Below are 24,935 nucleotides of genomic sequence, written 5' to 3' on the forward strand. Positions count from 1 at the left end.
GTATGCCAAGCGCGCCGCTCAGTTCGCGGCGTACGGCTCGCGCGAGCGCTCGTTCTCGTCGATGCGCAGCCGCTTGCCGAGTGCCGGGAACGCGCGCTGCGGACAGCCCTCGCGGTCGCAGACCTTGCAGCCCGCGCCGATCGGTGTCGCGGCCTCCGGGTCGGACAGCGCGAGCCCCTTGGCGTAGACCAGCCGCGACGCGTGCCGCACGTCGCAGCCCAGCCCGATCGCGAAAGTGCGCTCCGGCGAGCCGTAGCCGCCGGTCGTGCGCGCGATGCAGCGCGCGATCCACAGGTAGGTGCGGCCGTCGGGCATGCGCGCGACCTGCGTCAGCACCTTGTGCGGCTGCGCGAAGGCCTCGTAGACGTTCCACAGCGGACAGGTGCCCCCCGAGTGCGAGAAGTGGAAGTCGGTGGCCGACTGGCGCTTGGAGATGTTGCCCGCGCGGTCGACGCGCACGAAGAAGAACGGGACGCCGCGGGCGTCGGGGCGCTGCAGCGTCGACAGGCGATGGCACACCGTCTCGAAGCTGACGCCGAAGCGCTGCGCGAGCAGCTCGATGTCGTAGCGCAGGCTCTCGGCCGCGGCCAGGAAGCGGCCGTAGGGCAGCACCAGCGCGCCGGCGAAGTAGCTCGCCAGGCCGATGCGTGCGAGCGAGCGCGGCTCGGGGCCACTGAAGTCGCCCTGCGCGACGAGCTCGTCGATGGTGGCGGCCGCCTCAAGGTACGCGAGCTGCGTGGCCAGCTGGAACGCGCGCTGCGCCGGCTCGACGGCGTCATTGATGGCCACGCGCTTCTGCGATGCATCGAAGCGCCGCAGCATGCCGGAGTCGGCGGCGAGGTCGGTGGTGCGCACGCCGTGCTTGTCGAGCAGCCACGCCTCGAGGCGCGTCGCGAGTGCGCGCGGGTCGTCCGAGGACGCGACCGCCGCCGCGGGCGGGCGCAGCTTCAGCGCCATCACGGCGGTGGCCAGCGCCTCGGCACGCTCGTCGAGCGCCGTGATGTGGTTCTGCCGCTCGTAGAAGAAGTGGCGCACCTCCTCGTGCGGCTGGCGCGCGGCCTGCGCAAGTTCGCCGGCGCGTTCGCCCAGGCTGGCGGCGAGCGTGTCGAGGCGATCCTGCGCGTCGCGGCCGCGGCGGTGCAGCCGGATCAGCACCTGCGCCAGCGCCGGCATCTGTTGGGCCATCGCGCGCAGCTCCGCGAGCGAGACGGCGCCGCCGTCGGGCGCCTGCGCGACGACGTCTTGCAGCTGCGCTGTCAGCCGCGCCTCGTCGTCCTCCGAGAACAGCTGCAGGTCGACGCCCAGCGACGACTGCAGCCGCAGCAGCACCGGCACGCTGAGCGGCCGCTGGTTGTTCTCGAGCTGGTTGAGGTAGCTGGGCGACAAGCCCAGCAGCTGCGCCAGCGCCGCCTGCGTCAGGCCGCGCTGCTCGCGCAGGGTCTTGAGCTTGATGCCCAGAAAGGTCTTGCGCATGGCGGCCGGCTTCGCAAACGTTGCAACTTTCGACATCATGTTCGCAATCATTGCTGCGGCAAAGCAATACCTGACTGCGAAGATTGCAAATATCATGGCCGCACCCTCGCGCCGCGATCCCCGAGACAATCGCTCGCGCCCCCTCGAACTGCTTCCCGAAAGAGATTCATGGCCGACACCCAGACCGCCCCGACCTTCAAGCCCAAGAAATCCGTCGCCCTCTCCGGCGTGACCGCCGGCAACACGGCGCTGTGCACGGTGGGCCGCAGCGGCAACGACCTGCATTACCGCGGCTACGACATCCTCGAGCTGGCCGAGCAGACCGAGTTCGAGGAGGTCGCCCACCTGCTGGTGCACGGCAAGCTGCCCAACGCGGCCGAGCTGCGCGGCTACAAGGACAAGCTGAAGTCGCTGCGCGGCCTGCCCGCCGCCGTCAAGGCCGCGCTGGAGCAGCTGCCGGCCTCCGCGCATCCGATGGACGTGATGCGCACCGGCGTCTCGGTGCTCGGCTGCGTGCTGCCCGAGAAGGACGACCACAACACGCCCGGCGCGCGCGACATCGCCGACCGCCTGATGGCGTCGCTCGGCTCGATGCTGCTCTACTGGTTCCACTACAGCCAGAACGGCAAGCGCATCGACGTCGAGACCGACGACGACTCGATCGGCGCGCATTTCCTGCACCTGCTGCACGGCAGGAAGCCCAGCGCCGCGTGGGAACGCGCGATGCACACCTCGCTCAACCTGTACGCCGAGCACGAGTTCAACGCGTCGACCTTCGCCTGCCGCGTCGTGGCCGGCACGGGCAGCGACGTCTACTCGGCCATCACCGGCGGCATCGGCGCGCTGCGCGGCCCCAAGCACGGCGGCGCGAACGAAGTCGCGTTCGAGATCCAGAAGCGCTACGACAACCCGGACGAGGCCGAGGCCGACATCCGCCGCCGCGTCGAGGCCAAGGAGGTCGTCATCGGCTTCGGCCACCCGGTCTACACGGTCAGCGATCCGCGCAACGTGGTGATCAAGGGTGTGGCCAAATCGCTGTCGAAGGACGCCGGTTCCACCAAGATGTTCGACATCGCCGAGCGCCTCGAGACCGTGATGGCGGACGCCAAGAAGATGTTCCCCAACCTCGACTGGTTCAGCGCCGTCAGCTACCACATGATGGGCGTGCCCACCGCGATGTTCACGCCGCTGTTCGTGATCTCGCGCACCAGCGGCTGGGCGGCGCACATCATCGAGCAACGCATCGACAACAAGATCATCCGCCCGAGCGCGAACTACACCGGCCCCGAGGACCAGCCGTTCGTCGCCCTCAAGGACCGCAAGTAAACGTCCTGACCCGCCAGCGCGAAGAGGCCGCATGAACACCGACTACCGCAAGAACCTGCCCGGCACCGCGCTGGATTATTTCGACGCCCGCGAGGCCGTCGACGCGCTGCAAGCCGGCGCGTGGGACAAGCTGCCCTACACCTCCCGCGTGCACGCCGAGAACCTGGTGCGCCGCTGCGCCCCGGACATGCTCGCCGTGTCGCTGACGCAGCTGATCGAACGCCGCCGCGACCTCGACTTCCCGTGGTTCCCGGCGCGCGTCGTCTGCCACGACATCCTCGGCCAGACCGCGCTGGTCGACCTCGCCGGCCTGCGCGACGCCATCGCCGACATGGGCGGCGATCCCGCCAAGGTCAACCCGGTGGTGCAGACGCAGCTGATCGTCGACCACTCGCTGGCGGTGGAGTTCGCCGGCTTCGATCCCGATGCGTTCGAGAAGAACCGCGCGATCGAGGACCGCCGCAACGAGGATCGCTTCCACTTCATCGAGTGGACCAAGAAGGCGTTCAAGAACGTCGAGGTGATCCCGCCGGGCAACGGGATCATGCACCAGATCAACCTCGAGCGGATGTCGCCGGTCGTGCACGCGAAGGACGGCGTCGCGTTCCCGGATACCTTGGTGGGTACCGACTCGCACACGCCGCACGTCGACGCGCTGGGCGTCATCGCGATCGGGGTCGGCGGCCTCGAAGCCGAGAACGTGATGCTGGGTCGCGCATCGTGGATGCGGTTGCCCGACATCGTCGGCTGCGAGCTGACCGGCAAGCCGCAGCCGGGCATCACGGCCACCGACATCGTGCTGGCGATCACCGAGTTCCTGCGCAAGGAGAAGGTCGTCGGCGCGTACCTCGAGTTCTTCGGCGAGGGCGCCGCGGCGCTGACACTCGGCGACCGCGCCACCATCTCCAACATGACGCCCGAGTTCGGCGCCACGGCCGCGATGTTCTTCATCGACGACCAGACGCTGGACTACCTGCGCCTGACCGGCCGCGATGCCGAGCAGGTCAAGCTGGTCGAGATCTACGCCAAGCAGGCCGGCCTGTGGGCCGATGCGCTCAAGACCGCGGCGTACGAACGCACGCTGCGCTTCGACCTGTCGACGGTGGTGCGCAACATGGCCGGCCCGTCCAACCCGCACAAGCGGCTGCCGACGTCCGACCTCGCGGCGCGCGGAATCGCCGGCCCATGGACGGAGACGCCCGGGCAGATGCCCGACGGCGCCGTCATCATCGCGGCCATCACGAGCTGCACCAACACCAGCAACCCGCGCAACGTGATCGCCGCGGGCCTGCTCGCGCGCAACGCGAACGCGCGCGGACTCGTGCGCAAGCCGTGGGTCAAGTCGTCGCTGGCGCCGGGCTCGAAGGCGGTGCAGCTGTATCTCGAGGAGGCCGGCCTGCTGGCCGAGCTGGAGAAGCTGGGCTTCGGCATCGTCGCCTTCGCGTGCACGACCTGCAACGGCATGTCGGGCGCGCTCGACCCGAAGATCCAGCAGGAGATCATCGACCGCGACCTCTACGCGACCGCGGTGCTCTCGGGCAACCGCAACTTCGACGGCCGCATCCACCCGTACGCCAAGCAGGCCTTCCTCGCGTCGCCGCCGCTGGTCATCGCGTACGCGATCGCGGGCACCGTGCGCTTCGACATCGAGAAGGACGTGCTCGGCACCGATGCGAACGGCCAGCCCGTCACGCTGAAGGACATCTGGCCGACCGACGAGGAGATCGACGCCATCGTCGCGAGCAGCGTCAAGCCCTCGCACTTCCGCCAGGTCTACGACCCGATGTTCAAGCTGCAGGTCGACTCCGGCGAACAGATCAGCCCGCTGTACGACTGGCGCCCGCAATCGACCTACATCCGCCGCCCGCCGTACTGGGAAGGCGCGCTGGCCGGCGAGCGCACGCTGCGCGGCCTGCGCCCGCTGGCGGTGCTGCCGGACAACATCACCACCGACCACCTGTCGCCGTCCAACGCGATCCTGGCCGACAGCGCCGCAGGCCAGTACCTCACGAAGATGGGCCTGCCGGAGGAGGACTTCAACTCCTACGCCACGCACCGCGGCGATCACCTGACCGCGCAGCGCGCCACCTTCGCAAACCCGCAGCTGGTCAACGAGATGGCCGTCGTCGACGGCAAGGTGAAGAAGGGCTCGCTGACGCGCCTGGAGCCCGAGGGCCAGGTCGTGCGCATGTGGGAAGGCATCGAGACCTACATGCAGCGCAAGCAGCCGCTGATCATCGTCGCCGGCGCCGACTACGGCCAGGGCTCGTCGCGCGACTGGGCGGCCAAGGGCGTGCGCCTCGCGGGCGTCGAGGCGATCGTGGCCGAGGGCTTCGAGCGCATCCACCGCACCAACCTCGTCGGCATGGGCGTGCTGCCGCTGGAGTTCAAGCCGGGCGTCAACCGCCTGACGCTGGGCATCGACGGCACCGAGGTGTTCGACGTCGTCGGCGAGCGCAGCCCGCGCGCGACGCTCACGCTGGTCATCCATCGCAGGAGCGGCGAGAAGCTCGAGGTGCCGGTCACCTGCCGCCTCGACACCGCCGAGGAAGTGTCGATCTACGAAGCCGGCGGCGTGCTGCAGCGCTTCGCGCAGGACTTCCTCGCCTCTGCCGCCGAAGCAGTCTAAGGAACACCCAACAGATGTCCCACGTTCCGCAGATCAAGATCCCCGCGACCTACATGCGCGGCGGCACCAGCAAGGGCGTGTTCTTCCGCCTGGAGGACCTGCCGCTGTCCGCGCAGCAGCCCGGCCCCGCGCGCGACAAGCTGCTGATGCGCGTGATCGGCAGCCCCGATCCGTACGCCAAGCAGATCGACGGCATGGGTGGCGCGACGTCGTCGACCAGCAAGACGGTGATCGTGTCGCGCAGCACGCGGCCCGACCACGACGTCGACTACCTGTTCGGCCAGGTCGCCATCGACCAGGCCTTCGTCGACTGGAGCGGCAACTGCGGCAACCTGTCCGCGGCCGTCGGGCCGTTCGCGATCTCGAGCGGCCTCATCGATGCGGCGCGCATCCCGCAGGACGGCGAAGTCGTCGTGCGGATCTGGCAGGCCAACATCTCCAAGACCATCATCGCGCACGTGACGATGGCGCACGGCGAAGTGCAGGAGACCGGCGACTTCGAGCTGGACGGCGTGACCTTCCCGGCCGCCGAGGTGCCGCTGGAATTCCTCGACCCCGCGGCCGACGAGGGCGACGGCGCGGGCGGCGCGATGTTCCCGACCGGCAACGTCGTCGACGAGCTCGACGTGCCGGGCATCGGCAAGCTGCAGGCCACGATGATCAACGCCGGCATCCCGACGATCTTCGTCAATGCCGAGGCCATCGGCTACACCGGCACCGAGCTGCAAGGCGCGATCAACGAGGACGCCAGGGCGCTCGCGATGTTCGAGACGCTGCGTGCGCACGGCGCGCTGCGCATGGGCCTGATCCAGCAACTCGTCGAGGCGCGCACGCGCGCGCACACGCCCAAGATCGCGTTCGTCGCGAAGCCGGCCGACTACGTCGCGTCCAGCGGCAAGAAGGTGGCCGCGAAGGACATCGACCTGCTGGTGCGCGCAATGTCCATGGGCAAGCTGCACCACGCGATGATGGGCACGGCGGCGGTCGCGATCGGCACGGCGGCGGCGATCCCCGGCACGCTGGTCAACCTCGCGGCCGGCGGCGGCTCGGACCGCACCGCGGTGCGCTTCGGCCATCCGTCGGGCACCTTGCGCGTCGGCGCGGAGGCCGTGCAGGTCGACGGCCAATGGAAGGTCGCCAAGGCCTTGATGAGCCGCAGCGCGCGCGTGCTCATGGAAGGCAACGTCCGCATCCCGGGCGACAGTTTCTAAGTTTCAGGATCCCTCGATGTCCACTCGCAAGACCCTCAAAGCCCTCGTCAACGCGCGCCGCGGCGCGATCGTGCCGGGCGCCTTCAACGCGCTGTCCGCGCGCGTGATCGAAGACCTCGGCTTCGAGGCGATCTACGTCACCGGCGCCGGCGTCACCAACATGAACCTCGGCCTGCCCGATCAGGGCTTCATGGGCCTGGCCGAGATCGCCGAGGCCACGAGCCGCATCCGCGACGCGGTCGGCCTGCCGCTGCTGGTCGACATGGACACTGGCTTCGGCAACGCGCTCAACACCTACCACTCGGTGCGCATCCTCGAGCGCGCCGGCGCCGACTGCATCCAGCTCGAAGACCAGGTCGCGCCCAAGCGCTGCGGCCACTTCTCGGGCAAGGAAGTGATCTCCACCGAGGAGGCGGTCAGCAAGATCAAGGCCGCCGTCGACGCGCGCACCGACCCCGACTTCCTGATCATGGCCCGCACCGACGCCGCCGCCACGCACGGCTTCGAGGCCGCCGTCGAACGCGCGCAGCGTTTCGCGGAAGCGGGCGCCGACATCCTGTTCGTCGAGGCCGTGACCAAGGCCGAGGAGATCCGCGCGCTGCCGCAGCGCCTGGGCCCGCCGCAGCTGATGAACATGGTCATCGGCGGCAAGACGCCGATCTTCGGCGCCGAGGAGCTCGGCACGCTGGGCTACGGCATCGTGCTGTATGCCAACGCGGCGCTGCAGGGCGCGCTGGCCGGCATGCAGAAGGCGTTGACCGTGCTGCGCGACACCAGGCGCGTCGACGAGGATCCGAACCTCGTCGCGCCGTTCGCGGAACGGCAGCGGCTGGTGGGCAAGCCGGCTTGGGATGCGCTGGAGAAGAAGTACACCTGAGCGAACCGGCGGGGTCAGCGCTCCCTCGTCAGACGATCCAGTTCGTCGAGGAACCTCGCCGCCGCCACATCCGACGGCCACGGCGCCCACGCCGCGCCGCCATGGATTGATTGCAGCGGGTCGACGTCCAGCACCGGGAACTCGATCTCCAGCACGTCGCGCACTTCCTCGCGCGACCAGCCCGTGCAATGCACCGCCTCCGAGGCCGCGGCGATGCTGTCCGCGCGCTTGTGGATGCGGTGCGTCTCCGGCGTCCAATCGGGCAGGGCGTAGCGCAGCGAGACCGCGTGCATCAGGCGATTTGCCACGTCGCTGAACGGCTGCCCCAACACGCGTTTGAGTGGCGAGATGCAGTCGAAGCCGAGGAAGCCCTCTTCGGCGTCGTGCAGCAGTTCGGCCAGTTGCTCGCCGGCCGTCAGGGGCACGTCGGCCCATTGCCGGCGCAGCGCCAGCACCATCAACGAATGCTGCGCGACCGACAGCGGCCAATCCCAGGTCGACTCGCCGCCCCAGCGGAACGTGCGCGCCAGGCGCTTGGCCAGGTCCTCGTCCGTCCACGCCTGCGGCGACGGGTTGATCAGGTCGAGCGCGGCGCCCGAGGGCAGGCGGATCCAGGCACGCGGGGCGCGGTCGGTGCTCATCGCGCGGCCTCCTTGCGCCGCGCGCGTGACGCGCGCGCGGGCACGGGCTCGCGCGCGATGCCCACGAAGGCCTTCAGGTAGTCGATGTCGACGTCGGCCTCGCGGCAGCCGAGGAAGATCTGCTTGGCGATGCCGGTGCGCCCCAGGCGCAGCGGCACCACGGGCATCCTGGCGGCGTATTCCTCGGCCAGCCAGCGCGGCAGCGCCGCGACGCCGCGTTCGCTCGCGACCATCTGCAGCATGATGTCCGTCGTCTCGATGGACTTCTGGCGCCGCGGCGTGATGCCCGCGGGCATCAGGAACTGCGTGTAGATGTCGAGCCGGTCGATCGCGACGGGGTAGGTGATCAGAACCTCCTTCGTCAGCTGCTCGGGCTTGACGTACGCCACGTTCGCCAACACATGGCCGCGGCTCACGACGAGCACCTGCTCGTAGTCGAACACCGGCGTGAAGCGCAGCCCCGGCTTGTACAGCGGATCGGGCGTGACGAGCAGGTCGATCTCGTAGCCGAACAGCGCGCCGATGCCGCCGAACTGGAACTTCTGCTTGACGTCGACGTCGACGTCCGGCCAGCGCGCGAGGTAGGGCGAGACGATCTTCAGCAGCCACTGGTAGCACGGGTGGCACTCCATGCCGATGCGCAGGCTGCCGCGCTCGCCCTCGGCGTACTGGCCGATGCGCGTCTCGGCCAGTTCGAGTTGGGGCAGCACGCGGTTGGCGACCTGCAGCAGGTACTCGCCGGCCTGCGTCAGGCGCAGGCTGCGGCCCTCGCGCAGCCAGATGTCGGTGCCCAGCTGCTGCTCCAGCTTCTTGACCGAATGGCTCAGCGCCGACTGCGTCAGGTGCAGCGCCTCGGCCGCGGCGGTCAGCGAGCCGAGCTTGTCGACCTGCTGGACGATGGCCAGGTGGATGCGTTCAAGCATGATGGAGATCCATGAGCGGAATCGATCGATCCCTGAGAAATGACCATTTTACGTCATGCATGTCCGTCCCTACGATGGCGGTCTTCCGCCTCACTTCGAACGAACAATCCTCATGGTCACCACGCACAACCTGGGCTTTCCCCGCATCGGCGCGAAGCGCGAACTGAAGTTCGGCCTCGAGTCCTACTGGAAGGGCCAGTCGTCGCTCAGCGAGCTGAAGTCGCTCGGCGCGCAGCTGCGCCAGCGCCACTGGATCAACCAGGCCAACCTCGACTGGGTGCCCGTCGGCGACTTCGCGTTCTACGACCAGATGCTGGACATGAGCTTCACGCTCGGCAACCTGCCCGGGCGCGTGCGCGGCTTCCACGGCGACTCCCTCGACAACTATTTCCGCGTCGCGCGCGGCCGCTCGGCGCACGGCGTCGACCACGCCGGATGCTGCGGCGGCGGTGTGGCCGCCGGCGAGATGACCAAGTGGTTCGACACCAACTACCACTACATCGTGCCCGAGTTCAGTGCGGGCACCGAGTTCCAGTTGGACTCTTCGCGCCTGCTGGAACAGCTCGCCGAGGCGAAGGCGCAGGGCGTCAAGGCCAAGCCCGTCATCGTCGGCCCGGTCACCTACCTCGCGCTCGGCAAGGCCAAGGACGAGTCCGACAGGCTCGCGCTGCTGCCGCGCCTGCTGCCCGTCTACGCGCAGCTGCTTGCCGAACTCGGGGCGCAAGGCGTCGAATGGGTGCAGGTCGACGAGCCGCTGCTCGTCACCGAGCTCGACGCCGACTGGCAGCACGCCTTCAACGCGGCCTACCACCAGCTCAAGAGCTGCGGCGTCAAGCTGCTGGTGGCGACCTACTTCGGCCCGCTGCAGGAGAACATGTACCTGGCGGCCAACCTGCCGGTCGCGGGCCTGCACGTCGACGCCGTCAACGGCCGCGAGGACGTCGTCCCGCTGCTCAACATGCTGCCGACGCACAAGGTGCTGTCGCTGGGCGTGATCAACGGCCGCAACATCTGGAAGACCGACCTGAATCGGCTGCTCGACTGGCTCGAGCCGCTGCGCGACCGCCTCGGCGACCGCCTGTGGATCGCGCCGTCGTGCTCGCTGCTGCACGTGCCCGTCGACCTGGGCAGCGAGAAGAAGCTGGACGCCGAGCTGAAGTCCTGGCTCGCCTTCGCGCTCCAGAAGCTGCATGAACTCGAGGTGCTGGCGACGGCGCTGAACATGGGCCGCGACTGGGCGCGCGACGCGCTGGCCGCGAACCAGGCTGCGGTGGATTCGCGGCGCGTGTCGCCGCGCGTGCACGACCCGGCGGTGCAGGCCGCCGTCGCCGGGCTGACGCTGGACCTCGGACGCCGCCACAGCGTCTACGAGCAGCGCGCGGCCACGCAGGCCGCGCTGCTGAAGCTGCCGGCGTATCCGACGACGACCATCGGCTCGTTCCCGCAGACCGCCGAGATCCGCCACGCGCGCAGCGAGTTCAGGGCTGGGCGCCTCGACCAGGCCGGCTACAAGCTGGCGATGCAGCGCGAGATCGCGCGCAGCGTCAAGGAGCAGGAGGCGCTGGGCCTGGACGTGCTGGTGCACGGCGAGGCCGAGCGCAACGACATGGTCGAATACTTCGGCGAGCAGCTCGATGGCTACGCGTTCAGCGAGTTCGGCTGGGTGCAGTCCTACGGCTCGCGCTGCGTCAAGCCGCCGATCCTGTTCGGCGACATCTCGCGCCCGAAGGCGATGACGGTCGAGTGGATCCGCTACGCGCAGTCGCTGACCGCCAAGCCGATGAAGGGCATGCTCACCGGCCCGGTGACGATCCTGAACTGGTCCTTCGTGCGCGACGACCAGCCGCGCTCGCGATCATGCTTCCAGCTGGCGCTGGCGATCCGCGAGGAGGTGCTGGACCTCGAGCGCGCGGGCGTGCGCGTGATCCAGATCGACGAGGCCGCGCTGCGCGAAGGCCTGCCGCTGCGCAAGTCGCAGTGGAAGACCTACCTCGACTGGGCCGTCGAGTCGTTCCGCATCACGGCCAACGGCGTGCGCGACGAGACGCAGATCCACACGCACATGTGCTATTCGGAGTTCAACGACATCATCGAGTCCATCGCCGGGATGGACGCCGACGTCATCACGATCGAGACCTCGCGCTCGGACATGGAGCTGCTCGACGCGTTCGACCACTTCAAGTACCCGAACGAGATCGGGCCGGGGGTCTACGACATCCATTCGCCCAACATCCCGACGCAGGCGCACATCGAGCAGCTGATGCGCAAGGCGGCGGAGCGCATTCCTGCCTCGCGACTTTGGGTCAATCCGGACTGCGGGTTGAAGACGCGGGCTTGGGAGGAGGTGATTCCGGCGTTGACGAACATGGTGGCGGCGGCGAGGGCGTTGCGCGCGGCCTGATCGTTTCGTGTGCGTGGTGTGCGGCGCCGGTTGCCGTGCGCTGCGCGGCCGGCAAAGAAGTGCCGCAGGCGCCACCCGTCGCCGCCGTGAAGCTAGACTGCGACCCTGACTCGACAAAGCCGTCTCGCCGGACCCAACCATGCCGCACGCCGCGCTGAAAGCCGACCCCGAACTCGACCTCGTGCTCGAACGCGTCGTCGACGTCCCCCGCGCCCTCGTCTGGCGCGCCTGGACCGAGCCCGGGCATCTCGTGAAGTGGTTCTGCCCGCTGCCCTGGAAGACCACCGACTGCAAGATCGACCTCCAGCCCGGCGGCATCTTCCAGACGACGATGCAGGGCCCCGAAGGCCCGGGCTTCACGAACACCGGCTGCTTCCTGCAGGTCGTCGACAAGGAACTGCTCGTGTGGACCGGCGTGATGGGCCCGGGCTTCCGGCCGCAGGCCAAGGCGCTGTTCGCGGCGGTGCCGTTCATGATGTCGGCCATCATCGCGCTGGAGGACGTCGCCGGCGGCACGAAGTACACCGCCCTCGTGCGCCACGGCGACGTGCCGTCGCGCCAGGCGCACGAGCAGATGGGCTTCCACGCGGGCTGGGGCAAGGCGCTCGACCAGCTCGTCGAGCACGCCAAGGCCGGCCACTTCGGATCGGCGACTTGAGCGGCGTCGCGATCCGCCCGGTCGTGGCCGCCGACGCCGCGGCGCTGCTGCGATTCGAGCTGGAACACCGCGCCTACTTCGAACGCTGGGTCAACGCGCGCGACCCGGGCTTCTACAGCGAACGGGGCGTCGCTGCGGCGATCGCCGCGGCCGAGGCAGCACGGGCCAACGACCAGGCGTTCCAGTACCTGGTCGTCGAGGACGGCCGCATCGTCGGCCGCATCAATCTCACCGCCGTGCGACGCACGCACTACCAATGCGCCGAGCTGGGCTATCGCATCGGCGAGCATGACGGCGGCCGCGGCATCGCGTCGCGCGCGGTGGCGCTGTGCCTGGCCGAGGCCTTCGGCACGCACGGGCTCGGACGCATCGAGGCCGTCGCGCGGCCCCAGAACCAGGGCTCGATCCGCGTGCTCGAGCGCAACGGCTTCACGCAGTTCGGCCACTCGCGCCGCAGCTTCGAGCTGGGCGGGCAGTGGTTCGACCGCCTGCTGTTCGAGCGGCATCGCGATGGCGCCGCCGCAATGACCGGCTAGGACGCCGCCGGCTCCGGCCGCGTCCACTTCAACACCATCGCCGCCAGCGCATCGCGCGTCAGCGGCTTGGGCAGGTGGTCGTTCATGCCGGCGGCCAACGCGAGGTCGCGGTCGGTGGACATCGCGTTGGCGGTCACCGCGATGACGGGCAGGCGGCGCGCGCCCTCGGCGCGGATGCGGCGCGCGGCCTCGTAGCCGTCCATGCCGGGCATCTGGATGTCCAGCAGCAGCGCGTCGAAGTGGCCGTTGCGGCACTGCGCGACGGCCTGCGTGCCGTCGGGGGCGCAGGACACGCGCGCGCCCATGCCCTCGAGCATCGCGACGACCACCTGCAGGTTGACCGGGTTGTCCTCCGCGACGAGCAGGTGCAGGCCGGCGAGGCGGCGGTCCTCGCCGTCGACCGCGTCCGCGAGCGGCTCGGCGTCGCGCGCAGCCGCCGCCGCGGCCAGCGTCAGCTCGATGCGGAAGGTCGAGCCGGCGCCGGGCGCGCTCTCCACGCCGAGTTCGCCGCCCATCAGCGTGACGAGCTCCTTGCTGATCGCCAGCCCGAGCCCGGTGCCGCCGAAGCGCCGCGTCGTCGACTCGTCGGCCTGCGTGAACGGCTCGAACAGGCGGCGCTGCGCGGCCTCGCTGATGCCGATGCCGTCGTCGCGCACCTCGATCACGAGCCGGTGCGACGCGGCGTCGCCGCCCGCCCGCCACGCCGCGAGCCGCACCTGGCCACCGCGCTCGGTGAACTTGATCGCGTTGTTCAGCAGGTTGATGAGCACCTGGCGCAGCCGCGTCGGGTCGCCGTTGGCACGCGCGGGCAAGCCGCGGTCGAACTCGCTGGACAGCTCGATGCCGTTGGCCGCGGCGGTCGCGCGGAAGAGGGCGAGCTCGTCGGCGAGCAATTGCACGAAGTCGAAGTCCACCAGCTCCAGCTGGACCTTGCCGGCCTCGATCTTGGAGACGTCGAGCACGTCGTTGAGCACGTGCAGCATGGTCTGCCCGGACGCGTAGGCCGACGCGGCCAGCTCGCGCTGGCGCGGCTCCAGCGGCGTCTGCAGCAGCAGCTCGGTCATGCCGAGGATGCCGTTCATCGGCGTGCGGATCTCGTGGCTCATGTTGGCGAGGAACGAGGTCTTGGCCTGGTTCGCGGCATCGGCGGCGGTGAGCGCGGACTTGAGCTGCTGCAGGATCTCGCGCCGGCGCTGCAGCAGGCGCGAGATCCAGAACGCGAGCGCCGCCAGCACGCCGTCGAACGCGAGCGCGACCACGACCATCCACGCCATCGTGCGGCGCCAGTGGGCGAGGATCAGGTCCTGCGTGGCCACGATGTCGACGACGGTCGGATAGCTGCGCGAGATCGTCGGCGCGACAAGGCGCGTGCCCGTGTCGGCCGGGTCGACGACGCGCGGCCCCTTGATCAGCGCGGTGCGCGGCGCCACGCCGCCCGCCTGCGACAGCAGCTGGAACATCGGGCCGCCGGCAAAGCTCTTGCCGATGTAGTCGTCCACGGGCGGCTGGCGCGCCAGCAGCAGGCCGTCGCGGCGCAGCAGCGACACCGACACGCCTTCGCGCGCCGAATCGATGGACTGGTAGAAGCGCTGGAAGTATTCGCACTGGATGCCCACCAGCGCGATGCCGATCGCGTGACCGTCGACGCTGCGCAGCTTGCGCGCGAGATAGAACGTCCAGCGCCCGGTGCCGCGGTTCCTGACCGGCGCCGACAGGAACATCTTGAGCGAGTCATCGGCCAGGTGCGCCCGGAGGTAGTCGCGGTCGTTGAGGCTGACCGGCGGCGTCGGGAACGTGCGCGAGAAGTTGAGCAGCCGGCCATCGGCACCCAGGATGGACAGCACGTCGATCTGCGGCAGGTCGCCCTGGCGGCGCTTGAGCAGCTCGAACATCTCGCGCGTGCCGGCCTTGAGGACGAGGTCGGGCTCGTCCACCGGCGCGGTCTTGTTGACGTCGTCGACCACGCGCTCGAGCACGGCGTCGGCGGCGGCAAGCGTCTGGTCCGCGTGCTGCGCGGCCATCTCGGACAGGTTGGCCAGGAAGAAGCGCCAGTCGTCGACCGCGTCCTCGCGCCCGCGCCAGCCGGCGAACGCGAGGGCGACCCACGTCAGCAGGATGACGGCCGCCGTGGCCGCGACCAGGGCCCGGGCGTGCGGCGTCGGCAGGGCGGGGGCGGGTGGCGGGCCGGACATCGGCCGATTGTGACCGTCCCGGGCCATCCCGGCTCGACGCGCCCGCACGTCGCGGCCACGCGCACGTCATTCACATGAATGATTACACGCGGATCGCCTGCCCGAAGAATCCACTTGCCCCGGTAGCCGCGCTCGTTGCGCGAGCCGGGAACAAGAACTTCATCTGGAGAGGCCCATGACACATCGCAGGTTCCACCCATCGCTCCGCACGCGTCTCGCGTCCCTGTCCGTCCTCGCGCTCGCCGCGTGCGGCGGCAGCGACGGCGACGGCCCCGTGGCTCCGCTCACCCCGCCGGCGGCCACGCCGATGCAGGTCTCGGGCACCGTCGCGTCGGGGGCGGCGCTCGCCGGTTCGACGGTCGCGGTGAGCTGCGCGCGCGGCAGCGGCAGCACGACGGCCGACACCTCGGGCGTCTTCACGCAGAAGCTCGAGGACGGGCAGCTGCCGTGCGTCGTGACCGCCACCAGCGCCGACGGCGCCACCGTGCTGCACGCCATCGCGCCGGGCACGAGCGCGGCCGACACCACCGTCCAGGTCACGCCGCTGACGGAGCTGCTCGTCGCGCAGTTCGCCGGCACGTCGCCGAGCACCTACGCGTCGAACTTCGGCGCCACGTCGGCCGTCAGCGCGACATCGCTGCAGCAGTCGCAGGCGACGCTGCTGCAGTCGCTCGCCAAGGCGAACGTCGACGTCTCGGGCGTCACGAACGTGGTCTCGGATCCGCTGCAGCCGGGCAGCGGCTCGGGCTACGACGCCGCGCTGCAGCACCTGTCGACCTCGTTGAGCGACGCCGGCACCACGCTGGCGCAATTGACCACCGCGGTCGCCACCTCCGCCGGCGTGGGCACGAGCACCGGCCAGTCCACGATCGTCACGCTGCTGGCCGTCGCCAACGCCGACTGCCCGTCGCTCAAGAGCGGCAAGCATCGCTCGATCGACTTCGGCGACCACTCCGACAGCATCGTCACCATCGATGCGCGCGCGCTGACCGCGGTCATCAACGGCGTGACGCAGCACCTGACGCAGATCGAGCCGTGCCTCTACGCGATCGACGACCCGTACAACACGCAGTTCGCCGTCTCCAGGTCGGGCATGGGCGTGTGGCGCCAGGGCGGCAACGGCATCGACCCCGACTTCGGCATGACGATGCCCGAGCAGACGCTGGACATGGCGGCGCTGGCCGGCACCTTCAACCGCGTGACCTGGGCCGGCACGGCGATCGATTCGGGCGACTTCGGCTCCGAGACCTTCGACGCGAACGGCAAGCACGTCGCCGCGCAGCAATGCCCGGGCGGCTACGGCGGCTGCGCCGCGGCCACCGACCTGCACGCGCACCTGCAGGTCGACGCCGCCGGCGGCTTCGACTACTACGACGAGACCGACGCCCAGCCCACCGTCGACGCGCGCGTCTTCGCCTACCGCGACGGCAACGGCCACACCTGGAGCATCGCGACCACGGACCAGTCGGTGCTGGTGATGGCGCCGCAGGCCGCGCTCTCGCTGCCCACGGTCGGCACGACTGGCGTGTATTGGGAAGTGGACGTCACGCCAACCAGCGTGAGCGCATTCGCGGCCGACACCAACACCGCGCTCGCGGTCGATGCGGCCAGCGCCACCGAGACGCGCAAGTTCGGCTCCGACGGCCACACCGACACGGTGACGTTCAACGACCCGGCGGCCGGCCTGCGCCATCGCGTCGTGAACGCCTGCCAGCAGGCCGACGGCAGCGCGCGCGGCTGCAACGCGCTGGTGCAGCTGCCGATGACGGGCAGCGGCATCAACGCGAGCGTGAGCGCCGACCCGGCCAAGCACGTGATCTACCTGTCGGTGACCAAGCCGTCCTGAGTCGCAGGGAGGGGGAACCGGGCCGGCCGCCCTTGAAATCGGCCGGCCCGGCCCGCAGCTTGGCGCTCGAAGGAGAACGACATGGGTGCCAACGATGCCTTCCTGCAGGACGCCTACTCGCGCACGGTGAGCGAGGTGGTGGAGCGCCTGGGGCCCAGCGTGGCCGCGGTGCGGCTGCACGGCTCGGGCGGCGCCGACGATCGCCTGGGCGGCGGCTCGGGCTTCCTGTTCACGCCGGACGGCTACGTGCTGACGAACTCGCACGTGGTGCGCGCGGGCAAGCCGCCCGTCCATGGAAAATCCGGCGCGCGGCCCGAGCTGCGCCACCAGGTCTCGCTGGCCGACGGCCGCGAGTTCGACGCGCGCTGGGTCGGCGACGATCCCGACACCGATCTTGCCGTGCTGAGCATCGACGGCCTGTCGCGCGGCTCGCTCGCGCATGCGCCGCTGGGCCGCTCGGCCGGCCTCCGGCGCGGGCAGATCGCGATCGCCATCGGCAACCCGCTGGGCTTCGAGCACACGGTCACCGCGGGCATCGTCAGCGCGCTGGGCCGCAGCATGCGCACCAGCACCGGCCGCCTGATCCCCGACGTCATCCAGACCGACGCGGCGCTGAACCCCGGCAACTCGGGCGGCCCGCTGCTCGATTCCAACGGCGAGGTCATCGGCATCAACACCGCCATCATCCGCGGCGCGCAGGCGATCTGCTTCGCGGTGGCGGTCGACATCGCGCACTGGGTGATCCCGCAGCTGCTGCAGCATGGGCGCGTCCGGCGCGGCTATCTCGGCGTCGCAGGGCAGACGCAGGAGCTGCATCGCCGCGTGGTGCTCACCTACGAGCTGCCGCAATCGACCGGCGTGCGCGTGATGAGCGTCGAGCCCGGCAGCCCCGCGGCGCAGGTGGGCGTGCGCGAGGGCGACGTCATCGTCGGGCTGGACGGCGTGGCGATCCCGACGGTCGACGCGCTGCACCAGACGCTGGACGCGAGCCGCGTCAACCGCGATTGCGTGCTCAAGGTGATCCGCGGCGTGCGCCAGCCGGTGCCGGTGTACCTGACGGTGCGTCCATTGGAGGTCGTCCGGTCCTGACGCAAGCTCGTGGGGTAATATACGATCTGTATATGGATCGTATAAGGAGCCCCGACATGGGCATCGTCAAGATTTCCGACCTCATGCACGACAACCTGCGCGACGCCAGCGACGCGCTGAGCCGCTCGATCAACGCGCAGGCCGAGCACTGGCTGCGCGTGGGCATGCTGTCCGAGCTGCACCCCGAGCTGACCTACGGCGACATCTGCCAGCTGATGCTGCGGGGCGCGCGCACGGGCGCGGCGGAGCTGTCGTTCGTCAAGCCGGAGGCGGCGACGGCGGCGTCCGTCACGGCCCGCAAGGCCATCCGCAAGGCGGCCCGATGAGGCGCGGCGCGAACCTCATCAAGACGCCCGAGCAGATCGCGCTGTCCCGCGCCGCGGGCGCGCTCGCCGCCGAGGTACTGCAGATGATCACGCCCCACGTGAAGGCCGGCGTCACCACCGACGAGCTCGACAAGCTGTGCCACGACCACATCGTGAATGTGCAGAAGGCTGTTCCCGCCAACATCGGCTACCACGGCTATCCGAAGACGGTGTGCGCGTCGGTCAACCACGTCGTCTGCCACGGCATCCCCGGCGACAAGGTGCTCAAGGACGGCGACATCGTCAACATCGACGTGGCCGTCATCAAGGACGGCTGGTTCGGCGACACCAGCCGCATGTACTTCGTGGGCGCGCCCAGCGTGCTCGCGAAGCGGCTGGTCGACACCACCTACGAGGCGATGCGCGCGGGCATCCGCACGGTGCGCCCGGGCGCGACGCTGGGCGACGTCGGCGCGGCGATCCAGCAGGTCGCGGAGAAGGCCGGCTTCTCCATCGTGCGCGACTACTGCGGCCACGGCATCGGCCAGATCTACCACGACGAGCCGCAGGTCTGCCACTTCGGCCGCCGCGGCGAGGGCATGACCCTGCGCGAGGGCATGGTGTTCACGATCGAGCCCATGGTCAACGCCGGCAAGCCGGGCACGCGCGAGCTGGCCGACGGCTGGACGGTGGTCACGCGCGACCACTCGCTGTCGGCGCAGTGGGAGCACATGGTGGCCGTCACGCATGACGGATTCGAGGTATTGACACCGTGGCCGGAAGGCACCGGCAGCTATCCGGCCATCGGCTGACCGTTCGTAACGGGCCGTAGCTCGACCGCGCGCACGCGCGTAATTGCTGACGTTGGCGGCCCGCGCGCGTTGGCATACTCCGCGCTCCGACAACGTCCTGGAGCTTCCGATGCCCCGTTCGATCCCGGCGCTGCGCGCGAGCTGCGCCGCCCTGGCCGGCGCGTGCGCCCTGGCACACGCCGGCGCCATGCCCCCGGTCGCTCCCGTCCGCGCCGCCAGCGACGCCTACTTCGGCACCGTCGTGACCGACAGCTACCGCTACATGGAAGACCTGTCGGCGCCCGACGTGCAGCAGTGGGCGCACGCCCAGGCCGACTTCGCGCGCGCCACGCTGGACGCGATCCCGGGTCGCGCGAAGCTGCTGGCCCGCATCGGCGAGCTCGAGGCCTCGGTGACCGCGCGCGTGACGCAGGTCAAGCTGAGCGCGGGCGGCCTGGTATTCGTCGAGAAGCGGCTCGCCGGCGACGAGCAGGGCAAGCTCTACGTGCGCCAGGGCATGAAGGGCGAGGACCGCCTGCTCGTCGACCCGGAGACCCTCGCCAAGGCCACCGGCTCGCCGCACGCCATCGAGTTCTTCGCGCCGTCGCACGACGGCCGCTTCGTCGCCTACGGGCTGTCGGCGGGCGGCTCGGAGCAGACGGTGATCCACGTCATGGACGTCGCGACCGGCAAGGAGCTCGCCGTGCCCATCGACCGCGCGCAATACAGCGACGCCAACTGGGCCGCCGACGACAGCGGCTTCTTCTACCTGCGCCAGCGCCTGCTGCCCAAGGACGCGCCCGACAGCGAGAAGCTCGTCGGCCAGACCGCGTTCTTCCACCGCATGAAGGGGCAGGGCGCCGACCAGGCCGTGATCGTCGCCGGCAAGGACGACCACCTGAAGATCGCCGCCGCGGAATTCCCGTTCGTCGCGCCGATCGCGGGCACGAAGTGGACGGTGGCGATCCCCGCCAACGGCGTCGCCAACGAGTTCGACCTCTACGCCGCGCCGCAGGGCCAGGCGCTCGACCCGAAGCTGAAGTGGCGCAAGCTGTTCGGCCGCGAGTCGGACATCACCGGCTTCGCGATCCACGGCGACGATCTCTACCTGCTGTCGCACCAGAGCGCCTCGCGCTTCAAGGTGCTGCAGACCAGCATGACGCATCCCGACCTGGCGCTGGCGCGCGTCGTGGTCGCGCCCAGCCGCGAGGTCATCGACAACATCGCCGCGGCCAAGGACGCGCTGTACGTGCAGACGCGCGACGGCGTCGCCGGCAAGCTGTACAGGGTGGGGTATGCGAATGACGCGCAGCCCGTGCCTGTCGCGATGCCCGTGTCGGGCGCGATCCGCATCGTCGACGCCGACCTGAGCCGGCCCGGCGTGATCGTGTCCGTCGACTCGTGGACGCACGACAGCGCCTACTACGCCGTCGGCGTGCGCGACGACCAGATCGCCGATACCGGCCTGCAGGCCGTCGGCCCGTTCGGCGCCCCGGCCGAGATCGAATCGCGCGAAGTGATGGTCAAGAGCCACGACGGGCTCGAGGTGCCGCTGTCCATCGTCTATCCGAAGTCGATGAAGCTCGACGGCAGCAATCCGCTGGAGCTGCACGCGTACGGCTCGTACGGCATCACCAACAATCCCGCGTACCTGCCGCGCCAGCTCGCCTGGTACGAGCTCGGCGGCGTGCAGGCCACCTGCCACGTGCGCGGCGGCGGCGTCTACGGCGAGCAGTGGCACCTGGCGGGCAAGCTGCTCACCAAGCCCAACACGTGGAAGGACCTGATCGCCTGCGGCGACTACCTGGTCAAGCAGGGCTACACCAGCCCCGCGAAGATGGCGATCGACGGCCGCAGCGCCGGCGGCCTCGCCATCGGCCGCGCGATGACGGAGCGTCCCGACCTGTGGGCCGTGGCCGTGCCCGAGGTGGGCGCGCTCAACTCGGTGCGCGAGGAACTGCAGTCCGGCGGCCCGGCCAACATCCCCGAATTCGGCACCGTCAAGGACAGGAAGCAGTTCGACGCCCTGCTGGAGATGGACTCGTTCCACCACGTCGAGGACGGCGTGAAGTACCCCGCCACGCTGCTGATGCAGGGCTACAACGACGCGCGCGTCTCGGCCTGGGAGTCGATGAAGATGGCCGCCCGCCTGCAGGCCGCCACGGCCTCGGGCAAGCCGGTGCTGCTGCGCATGGGCTTCGACGCCGGCCATGGCCCGGGGGCCACGAAGACGCAGCTGCAGGAGCAGGTGGCGGACAAGTGGAGCTTCATGCTCTGGCAGTTCGGGGACGCGCGGTTCCAGCCCGCGGCCAGGTAGGTCCTGCGGAAGGCCTTCGCGATGGCCGAATCGACAGCCGCCACGCGACGCCGGCTCGTTGCGGGCATCATCCTGGCGACGCTGCTGGCGTCGGCCGCCGCGATCGGCGCGCTGGCGCGCGGAGGCGGAGACGACCCGCCGTCGCTGCGCGCCGCGGCGATCCTGCTCGACGGCCGCTGGCGCTTCCACACGGGCGATGACCCGCACTGGGCCGACGCCAGCGTCGACGACGGCGCCTGGGACACCATCGACCTGACCGCCCGGCCGGGCAGCCACGACGCCGACGTCGGCCTGCCCGACCATGTCAGCGGGTGGATGGCGCATGGACATCCCGGCTACACCGGCTACGCCTGGTACCGGCGCGCGGTGGACGTGCCGGGCGGCGCGGCGTCGTGGGACGTCCTCGGGCCGACGGCCGTGGAGGACGGCTACGAGCTTTACTGGAACGGACAGCGGCTGGGAGGTTCCGGCAGGCTCGGGCCGCACCCGCGTGTCGTCGGCACGCGGCCGCTGCAGTTCGCCCTGCCCGCCGGCGCCGCGGGCACGCGCGGCATCCTCGCGCTGCGCGTCTTCATGCTGCCGCGGCCCGGAAGCAGCGCGGGCAGCGGCGGCATGCACAGTGCGCCGATCCTGGCGCCCCGGCCCGTCAGCGACAGGCTCCACCGCGTGCAATGGGATCGAACCATCGCGGGCTACGTCGTCGATGCGATCGAGCCGCTGGCGATGCTCCTGCTCGTCGGCCTGGCGGCCTGGTGCCGGCCTCGCAGCGAGGAACGGGGCTTCCTGGCCTTCGCCGGCATCGCGCTCGCGCTGACGGCAGTGCGTCGCTTCGACAATGCGCTCGTCTCCTGGACCGACGCGATGGACCTGCCGACCTACTCGGTGCTGGCGAGGTTCATGTGGATGCCCACGGTGGCGGCCTGGGCGCTGGCCTGGAATCGCTGGCGCCAGCGTCCGTGGAGAAGCATCGATGCGGCGACGGTCGCGATCATGGTCGCGCAGATCGCCGGAGTCGTGACGCGCTCGGCCGGCGTGACCAGCGCCAGCCGCTTCGCAGCCATTGCACTGCTTGCCGTCATCGCGGTGCGCATTGTCCGCGGCCGGACGCCGCGCACTCTCGCGCTGGTCACCCTGGCACTCACGGCTCTTGCGTTCTTCGGCGCCGAGCTGCTCGATCCGCTCGGCGTGCCGGGCATCTGGTTCCCATTCGGAATCGGCGTTTCGCGGACGCAATACATCCTTGCGATCTTCATTCCGCTGCTCGCCTTCCTGATCGCGCGAACGCTGCGCGGCGATCCCTCGCCGCCCGGATCGACCGCGGAGCCCTGGCTCGCGGCGCAGGCGTCAGCGGGCCGCCGAAGTCTCCGGCACCGTGGCGCTCGCCACCGGCGTCGCGCCGGCCGCCTTCAGTTCGGCGACCGCCCCTTCGTACTCGTGGAAGTTGCGCGGGCAATCGTTGGCCGCCTGTCGGAACAGCGCGACGGCGTCGCCGTGCTGGCGCAGCAGCGCGTCCTCGGCCATGTAGAAGTGCGCCTCGCAGACCTGCGAGACGTCGTGGGCCTCCTGCGACTTGCGTGCGATGTCCAGCAGCGTGGCCGCGTCGATCGAGCCGTGCAGGAAGTCCACCACCGGCCCGGGCCAGAGCGTGCCGGTGCCCGGCGGCGTGCCGGGGCCCAGCGCCCCGCTGGCGCGCTCGACGCCGTCCAGCCGCGCGAGCGCCAGGTAGCGCCACAGCCGCCAGTAGGTGCCGTCCGGCGCCGGCGGCGCGCGCGTGGCCAGCGTGGCGGCGGCGTCGCCGAACTGGCGCTGCAGGAACTGCGTCGAGCCGATGATGAACGGATCCTCGGGGCGCGGCGCGATGGCGCGGGCGGCCTGGTAGTCGGCCAGCGCGCCGGCATGGTCGCCGCCGTTGTTGCGCAGCAGGCCGCGCAGGCGCAGCGCGACCGGCGACCGGGGCTCGAGGCGCAGCACCTGGGCGACGTCGGCGTGGGCGGCGGCGAAGTCCGGGCGGGCCACGTCGGCGGTCGCGCGCGTCTCCCAGGCCAGCGGCGCGTCGGGCCGCTTCGCGAGCACGCCGTCGACGTCGGCGAGCGCGGCCGCGAAGTCCCGCTTCGCGATGGACAGCTCGGCATGCAACATCGCCAGCCCGACGTCGCCGGGAGCCGCCTTGGCCGCGGCATCGATGCCGGCGGGCGTGAGCTGGCCGGCGAGCTTCAGCGAGAGGCTCGCGTGGGCCATGGCGAAGCGCAGGTCGTCGGGCGAGAACCGGTCGCCGCGCGCGAGGGCGGCCAGCGCGGCGTCGTTGCGGCCGGCGGTGCGCTCGGCCTCGGCGTGGCGCCACAGGCCGACGGCGCAGGCGCGGTTGGCGGCGCGATCGGCTGTCGGCGCCTGGCACTTGTCCGGGGACGGCGCGGCCGGCGCGGGGGCCGATGCCGCAGATGCCGCGGCATCGGCAGCGCCGGCTTGCAGCGAGAGCGAGGTCGCGAGCAGCGCGATCGCCGCGCGAAGGAGGACGTTCATTCGAAGGATCGGGACTGGCACGGAGGCCGATGCGTCGATCTTGCCACGGGCCTGTAAATGGGCGCCGCCGTGCGAACCGGCAAGGCGCTGTCATCGTGCAGTCATCGCGGCGCAGGACGATCGGAAGTTTGCCGCAACCCGCGGCAGGTCGTCCCCGCCCTCATGCACCCGTCCTACGGCTCCGATCCCGATGGCCTGATCTGCGGCTTCCTGTTCGCCGGCGGCGAGCCGGGCGTCGCCATCGACCTGCCGCGCGCGCTCGACTGGCTGGCCGGCCAGCCCTCGGTCGGCACGAGCGACTTCGTCTGGCTGCACTTCAACCTCGCCGACGCCGGCGCCGAGCCGTGGATCGAACGCAACCTGGCGGTCGCGCCCGAGTTCTTCGCGGCGCTGCACGAGGGCTCGCGCTCGACGCGCATCGAGGACGCCCGCGACACGCTGGTGGCCGTGGTCAACGACGTGGCCTTCGAGTTCTCGTTCGATCCGTCGCAGATCGAGACGCTGTGCGTCAACGTCGGCCCGCGCATGGCGATCACCGCGCGCGTGCACGCGCTGCGCTCGATCGACCGCCTGCGCCAGGCCGTGCGCGACGGGGTCTGCTTCCGCTCGTCGCTGCTGTTCCTCGACCGCCTGCTGCAGGACCAGGCCGACGTGCTGGTGCGCATCGTGCGCCAGGCCACGCTGCAGGTCGACGAGGTCGAGGACAAGCTGCTGGTCGGCCGCCTCGGCGACAAGCGCGAGGATCTCGGCAAGCTGCGCCGCGTGCTCGTGCGGCTGCAGCGGCTGCTCGCGCCGGAGCCGGGCGCGCTGTTCCGGCTGCTGCGCCAGCCGCCCCCGTGGACGGACGAGGTCGACCTCGACGCGCTGCGTCAGGCCACCGAGGAGTTTTCCCTGGTGCTGCGCGACCTGGCCGCGCTGCAGGAGCGCATCAAGCTGCTGCAGGACGAGATCGCCGCGCAGGTGGGCGAGCACACCAACTCGAGCGTGTTCACGCTGACCGTCGTGACGGTGCTGGCGCTGCCGATCAACCTCGTGGCCGGCCTGCTGGGCATGAACGTCGGCGGCATTCCGCTGGCGCAGGATCCGCACGGCTTCCACTGGGTGGCGGCGATCGTCGTCGGCTTCACGGCGCTGGCGGGCTGGCTGGCCTTCCGCCGCCGGGACTGAAAAAGAAATCGGGCCGCACGTCCCCGAAGAACG

The 24,935-nt window shown here is 70.5% G+C and carries 19 protein-coding genes; 13 read left to right on the forward strand and 6 right to left on the reverse strand.

Going from position 1 to position 24,935, the window contains the following annotated elements:
• Positions 1-18: 18 nt before the first annotated feature.
• A complete protein-coding gene (locus LPC04_RS14255) occupies positions 19-1,473 on the reverse strand; it encodes a short-chain fatty acyl-CoA regulator family protein (RefSeq protein WP_275682914.1) in 1,455 nt (484 codons plus the stop codon).
• Positions 1,474-1,641: 168 nt separating this feature from the next.
• Between LPC04_RS14255 and prpC the strand changes: the two genes are divergently transcribed.
• The 4 genes from prpC to LPC04_RS14275 are packed head-to-tail and all read left to right on the forward strand — an operon-like array spanning position 1,642 to position 7,516.
• Positions 1,642-2,799: a bifunctional 2-methylcitrate synthase/citrate synthase gene (prpC, locus tag LPC04_RS14260; RefSeq protein WP_275682915.1), complete on the forward strand. Its 1,158-nt coding sequence runs from the start codon at positions 1,642-1,644 to the stop codon at positions 2,797-2,799.
• Between the two features lie 31 nt (positions 2,800-2,830).
• Complete coding sequence (gene acnD / locus LPC04_RS14265; RefSeq protein ID WP_275682916.1) at positions 2,831-5,428, forward strand: Fe/S-dependent 2-methylisocitrate dehydratase AcnD; 2,598 nt, start codon at positions 2,831-2,833, stop codon at positions 5,426-5,428.
• Between the two features lie 14 nt (positions 5,429-5,442).
• A complete protein-coding gene (gene prpF, locus LPC04_RS14270) occupies positions 5,443-6,639 on the forward strand; it encodes a 2-methylaconitate cis-trans isomerase PrpF (RefSeq protein ID WP_275682917.1) in 1,197 nt (398 codons plus the stop codon).
• 16 nt (positions 6,640-6,655) lie between these two features.
• Complete coding sequence (locus LPC04_RS14275) at positions 6,656-7,516, forward strand: isocitrate lyase/PEP mutase family protein (RefSeq protein WP_275682918.1); 861 nt, start codon at positions 6,656-6,658, stop codon at positions 7,514-7,516.
• Positions 7,517-7,530: 14 nt separating this feature from the next.
• Here the strand turns inward: LPC04_RS14275 and LPC04_RS14280 are convergent, their stop codons facing one another.
• Positions 7,531-8,157 (reverse strand): phosphohydrolase, encoded by a 627-nt coding sequence (locus LPC04_RS14280; protein WP_275682919.1) that lies wholly within the window; start codon positions 8,155-8,157, stop codon positions 7,531-7,533.
• Positions 8,154-9,080: a LysR family transcriptional regulator gene (locus tag LPC04_RS14285; RefSeq protein WP_275682920.1), complete on the reverse strand. Its 927-nt coding sequence runs from the start codon at positions 9,078-9,080 to the stop codon at positions 8,154-8,156. The genes LPC04_RS14280 and LPC04_RS14285 overlap by 4 nt, the downstream gene beginning before the upstream one ends.
• Before the next feature lie 112 nt (positions 9,081-9,192).
• On the opposite strand from LPC04_RS14285, the gene metE reads away from it, so the two are divergent.
• From metE to LPC04_RS14300, 3 genes are all read left to right on the forward strand, one after another.
• Positions 9,193-11,481 carry a 5-methyltetrahydropteroyltriglutamate--homocysteine S-methyltransferase gene (gene metE, locus LPC04_RS14290; RefSeq protein ID WP_275682921.1) on the forward strand — a complete coding sequence of 763 codons (2,289 nt, stop codon included), beginning with the start codon at positions 9,193-9,195 and terminating at the stop codon, positions 11,479-11,481.
• Positions 11,482-11,620: 139 nt separating this feature from the next.
• A complete protein-coding gene (locus LPC04_RS14295) occupies positions 11,621-12,139 on the forward strand; it encodes an SRPBCC family protein (protein ID WP_275682922.1) in 519 nt (172 codons plus the stop codon).
• The gene (locus LPC04_RS14300; protein WP_275682923.1) at positions 12,136-12,675 is read left to right on the forward strand and encodes a GNAT family N-acetyltransferase; all 540 of its coding nucleotides are present in this window, start codon (positions 12,136-12,138) and stop codon (positions 12,673-12,675) included. Before LPC04_RS14295 ends, LPC04_RS14300 begins: the two co-directional genes overlap by 4 nt.
• On the opposite strand, the gene LPC04_RS14305 is transcribed toward LPC04_RS14300, so the two are convergent.
• Positions 12,672-14,867 carry a hybrid sensor histidine kinase/response regulator gene (locus tag LPC04_RS14305; protein WP_275682924.1) on the reverse strand — a complete coding sequence of 732 codons (2,196 nt, stop codon included), beginning with the start codon at positions 14,865-14,867 and terminating at the stop codon, positions 12,672-12,674. The genes LPC04_RS14300 and LPC04_RS14305 overlap by 4 nt on opposite strands.
• A gap of 175 nt (positions 14,868-15,042) precedes the next feature.
• Here LPC04_RS14305 and LPC04_RS14310 point away from each other — a divergent pair, with 175 nt between their 5' ends.
• The 5 genes from LPC04_RS14310 to LPC04_RS14330 all read left to right on the forward strand — a co-directional run bounded on the left by LPC04_RS14310 (position 15,043) and on the right by LPC04_RS14330 (position 21,215).
• Entirely contained in the window at positions 15,043-16,713 is a 1,671-nt protein-coding gene (locus LPC04_RS14310) for a hypothetical protein (protein ID WP_275682925.1), read from the forward strand.
• A gap of 81 nt (positions 16,714-16,794) precedes the next feature.
• The gene (locus LPC04_RS14315) at positions 16,795-17,802 is read left to right on the forward strand and encodes a S1C family serine protease (protein WP_275682926.1); all 1,008 of its coding nucleotides are present in this window, start codon (positions 16,795-16,797) and stop codon (positions 17,800-17,802) included.
• A gap of 56 nt (positions 17,803-17,858) precedes the next feature.
• Complete coding sequence (locus LPC04_RS14320; protein WP_275682927.1) at positions 17,859-18,128, forward strand: ParD-like family protein; 270 nt, start codon at positions 17,859-17,861, stop codon at positions 18,126-18,128.
• Entirely contained in the window at positions 18,125-18,919 is a 795-nt protein-coding gene (map, locus tag LPC04_RS14325; RefSeq protein ID WP_275682928.1) for a type I methionyl aminopeptidase, read from the forward strand. The genes LPC04_RS14320 and map overlap by 4 nt, the downstream gene beginning before the upstream one ends.
• Positions 18,920-19,028: 109 nt before the next feature.
• Complete coding sequence (locus LPC04_RS14330) at positions 19,029-21,215, forward strand: prolyl oligopeptidase family serine peptidase (RefSeq protein WP_275682929.1); 2,187 nt, start codon at positions 19,029-19,031, stop codon at positions 21,213-21,215.
• Between the two features lie 875 nt (positions 21,216-22,090).
• Here the strand turns inward: LPC04_RS14330 and LPC04_RS14335 are convergent.
• On the reverse strand, positions 22,091-22,276 hold the full coding sequence (locus LPC04_RS14335) for a hypothetical protein (RefSeq protein ID WP_275682930.1): 186 nt from the start codon (positions 22,274-22,276) through the stop codon (positions 22,091-22,093).
• 283 nt (positions 22,277-22,559) lie between these two features.
• Entirely contained in the window at positions 22,560-23,735 is a 1,176-nt protein-coding gene (locus tag LPC04_RS14340; RefSeq protein WP_275682931.1) for a hypothetical protein, read from the reverse strand.
• Positions 23,736-23,897: 162 nt separating this feature from the next.
• On the opposite strand from LPC04_RS14340, the gene LPC04_RS14345 reads away from it, so the two are divergent.
• The gene (locus LPC04_RS14345) at positions 23,898-24,902 is read left to right on the forward strand and encodes a transporter (RefSeq protein ID WP_275682932.1); all 1,005 of its coding nucleotides are present in this window, start codon (positions 23,898-23,900) and stop codon (positions 24,900-24,902) included.
• Positions 24,903-24,935: the final 33 nt, after the last annotated feature.

The organism is Scleromatobacter humisilvae (genome assembly GCF_023231945.1).
In the GTDB taxonomy this organism is placed as follows: domain Bacteria; phylum Pseudomonadota; class Gammaproteobacteria; order Burkholderiales; family Burkholderiaceae_C; genus Scleromatobacter; species Scleromatobacter humisilvae.

What these genes read in the sequence shown, in the direction of transcription:
- LPC04_RS14315 (WP_275682926.1), top strand. Translation starts at nt 16,795, where the DNA reads ATGGGTGCCAACGATGCCTTCCTGCAGGACGCCTACTCGCGCACGGTG.
- acnD (WP_275682916.1), top strand. Translation starts at nt 2,831, where the DNA reads ATGAACACCGACTACCGCAAGAACCTGCCCGGCACCGCGCTGGATTAT.
- metE (WP_275682921.1), top strand. Translation starts at nt 9,193, where the DNA reads ATGGTCACCACGCACAACCTGGGCTTTCCCCGCATCGGCGCGAAGCGC.
- LPC04_RS14305 (WP_275682924.1), bottom strand. Translation starts at nt 14,867, where the DNA reads ATGTCCGGCCCGCCACCCGCCCCCGCCCTGCCGACGCCGCACGCCCGG.
- LPC04_RS14275 (WP_275682918.1), top strand. Translation starts at nt 6,656, where the DNA reads ATGTCCACTCGCAAGACCCTCAAAGCCCTCGTCAACGCGCGCCGCGGC.
- LPC04_RS14255 (WP_275682914.1), bottom strand. Translation starts at nt 1,473, where the DNA reads ATGCGCAAGACCTTTCTGGGCATCAAGCTCAAGACCCTGCGCGAGCAG.
- LPC04_RS14295 (WP_275682922.1), top strand. Translation starts at nt 11,621, where the DNA reads ATGCCGCACGCCGCGCTGAAAGCCGACCCCGAACTCGACCTCGTGCTC.
- prpC (WP_275682915.1), top strand. Translation starts at nt 1,642, where the DNA reads ATGGCCGACACCCAGACCGCCCCGACCTTCAAGCCCAAGAAATCCGTC.
- map (WP_275682928.1), top strand. Translation starts at nt 18,125, where the DNA reads ATGAGGCGCGGCGCGAACCTCATCAAGACGCCCGAGCAGATCGCGCTG.
- prpF (WP_275682917.1), top strand. Translation starts at nt 5,443, where the DNA reads ATGTCCCACGTTCCGCAGATCAAGATCCCCGCGACCTACATGCGCGGC.
- LPC04_RS14310 (WP_275682925.1), top strand. Translation starts at nt 15,043, where the DNA reads ATGACACATCGCAGGTTCCACCCATCGCTCCGCACGCGTCTCGCGTCC.
- LPC04_RS14285 (WP_275682920.1), bottom strand. Translation starts at nt 9,080, where the DNA reads ATGCTTGAACGCATCCACCTGGCCATCGTCCAGCAGGTCGACAAGCTC.
- LPC04_RS14345 (WP_275682932.1), top strand. Translation starts at nt 23,898, where the DNA reads ATGCACCCGTCCTACGGCTCCGATCCCGATGGCCTGATCTGCGGCTTC.
- LPC04_RS14340 (WP_275682931.1), bottom strand. Translation starts at nt 23,735, where the DNA reads ATGAACGTCCTCCTTCGCGCGGCGATCGCGCTGCTCGCGACCTCGCTC.
- LPC04_RS14335 (WP_275682930.1), bottom strand. Translation starts at nt 22,276, where the DNA reads ATGGCTGCGAAGCGGCTGGCGCTGGTCACGCCGGCCGAGCGCGTCACG.
- LPC04_RS14280 (WP_275682919.1), bottom strand. Translation starts at nt 8,157, where the DNA reads ATGAGCACCGACCGCGCCCCGCGTGCCTGGATCCGCCTGCCCTCGGGC.
- LPC04_RS14330 (WP_275682929.1), top strand. Translation starts at nt 19,029, where the DNA reads ATGCCCCGTTCGATCCCGGCGCTGCGCGCGAGCTGCGCCGCCCTGGCC.
- LPC04_RS14320 (WP_275682927.1), top strand. Translation starts at nt 17,859, where the DNA reads ATGGGCATCGTCAAGATTTCCGACCTCATGCACGACAACCTGCGCGAC.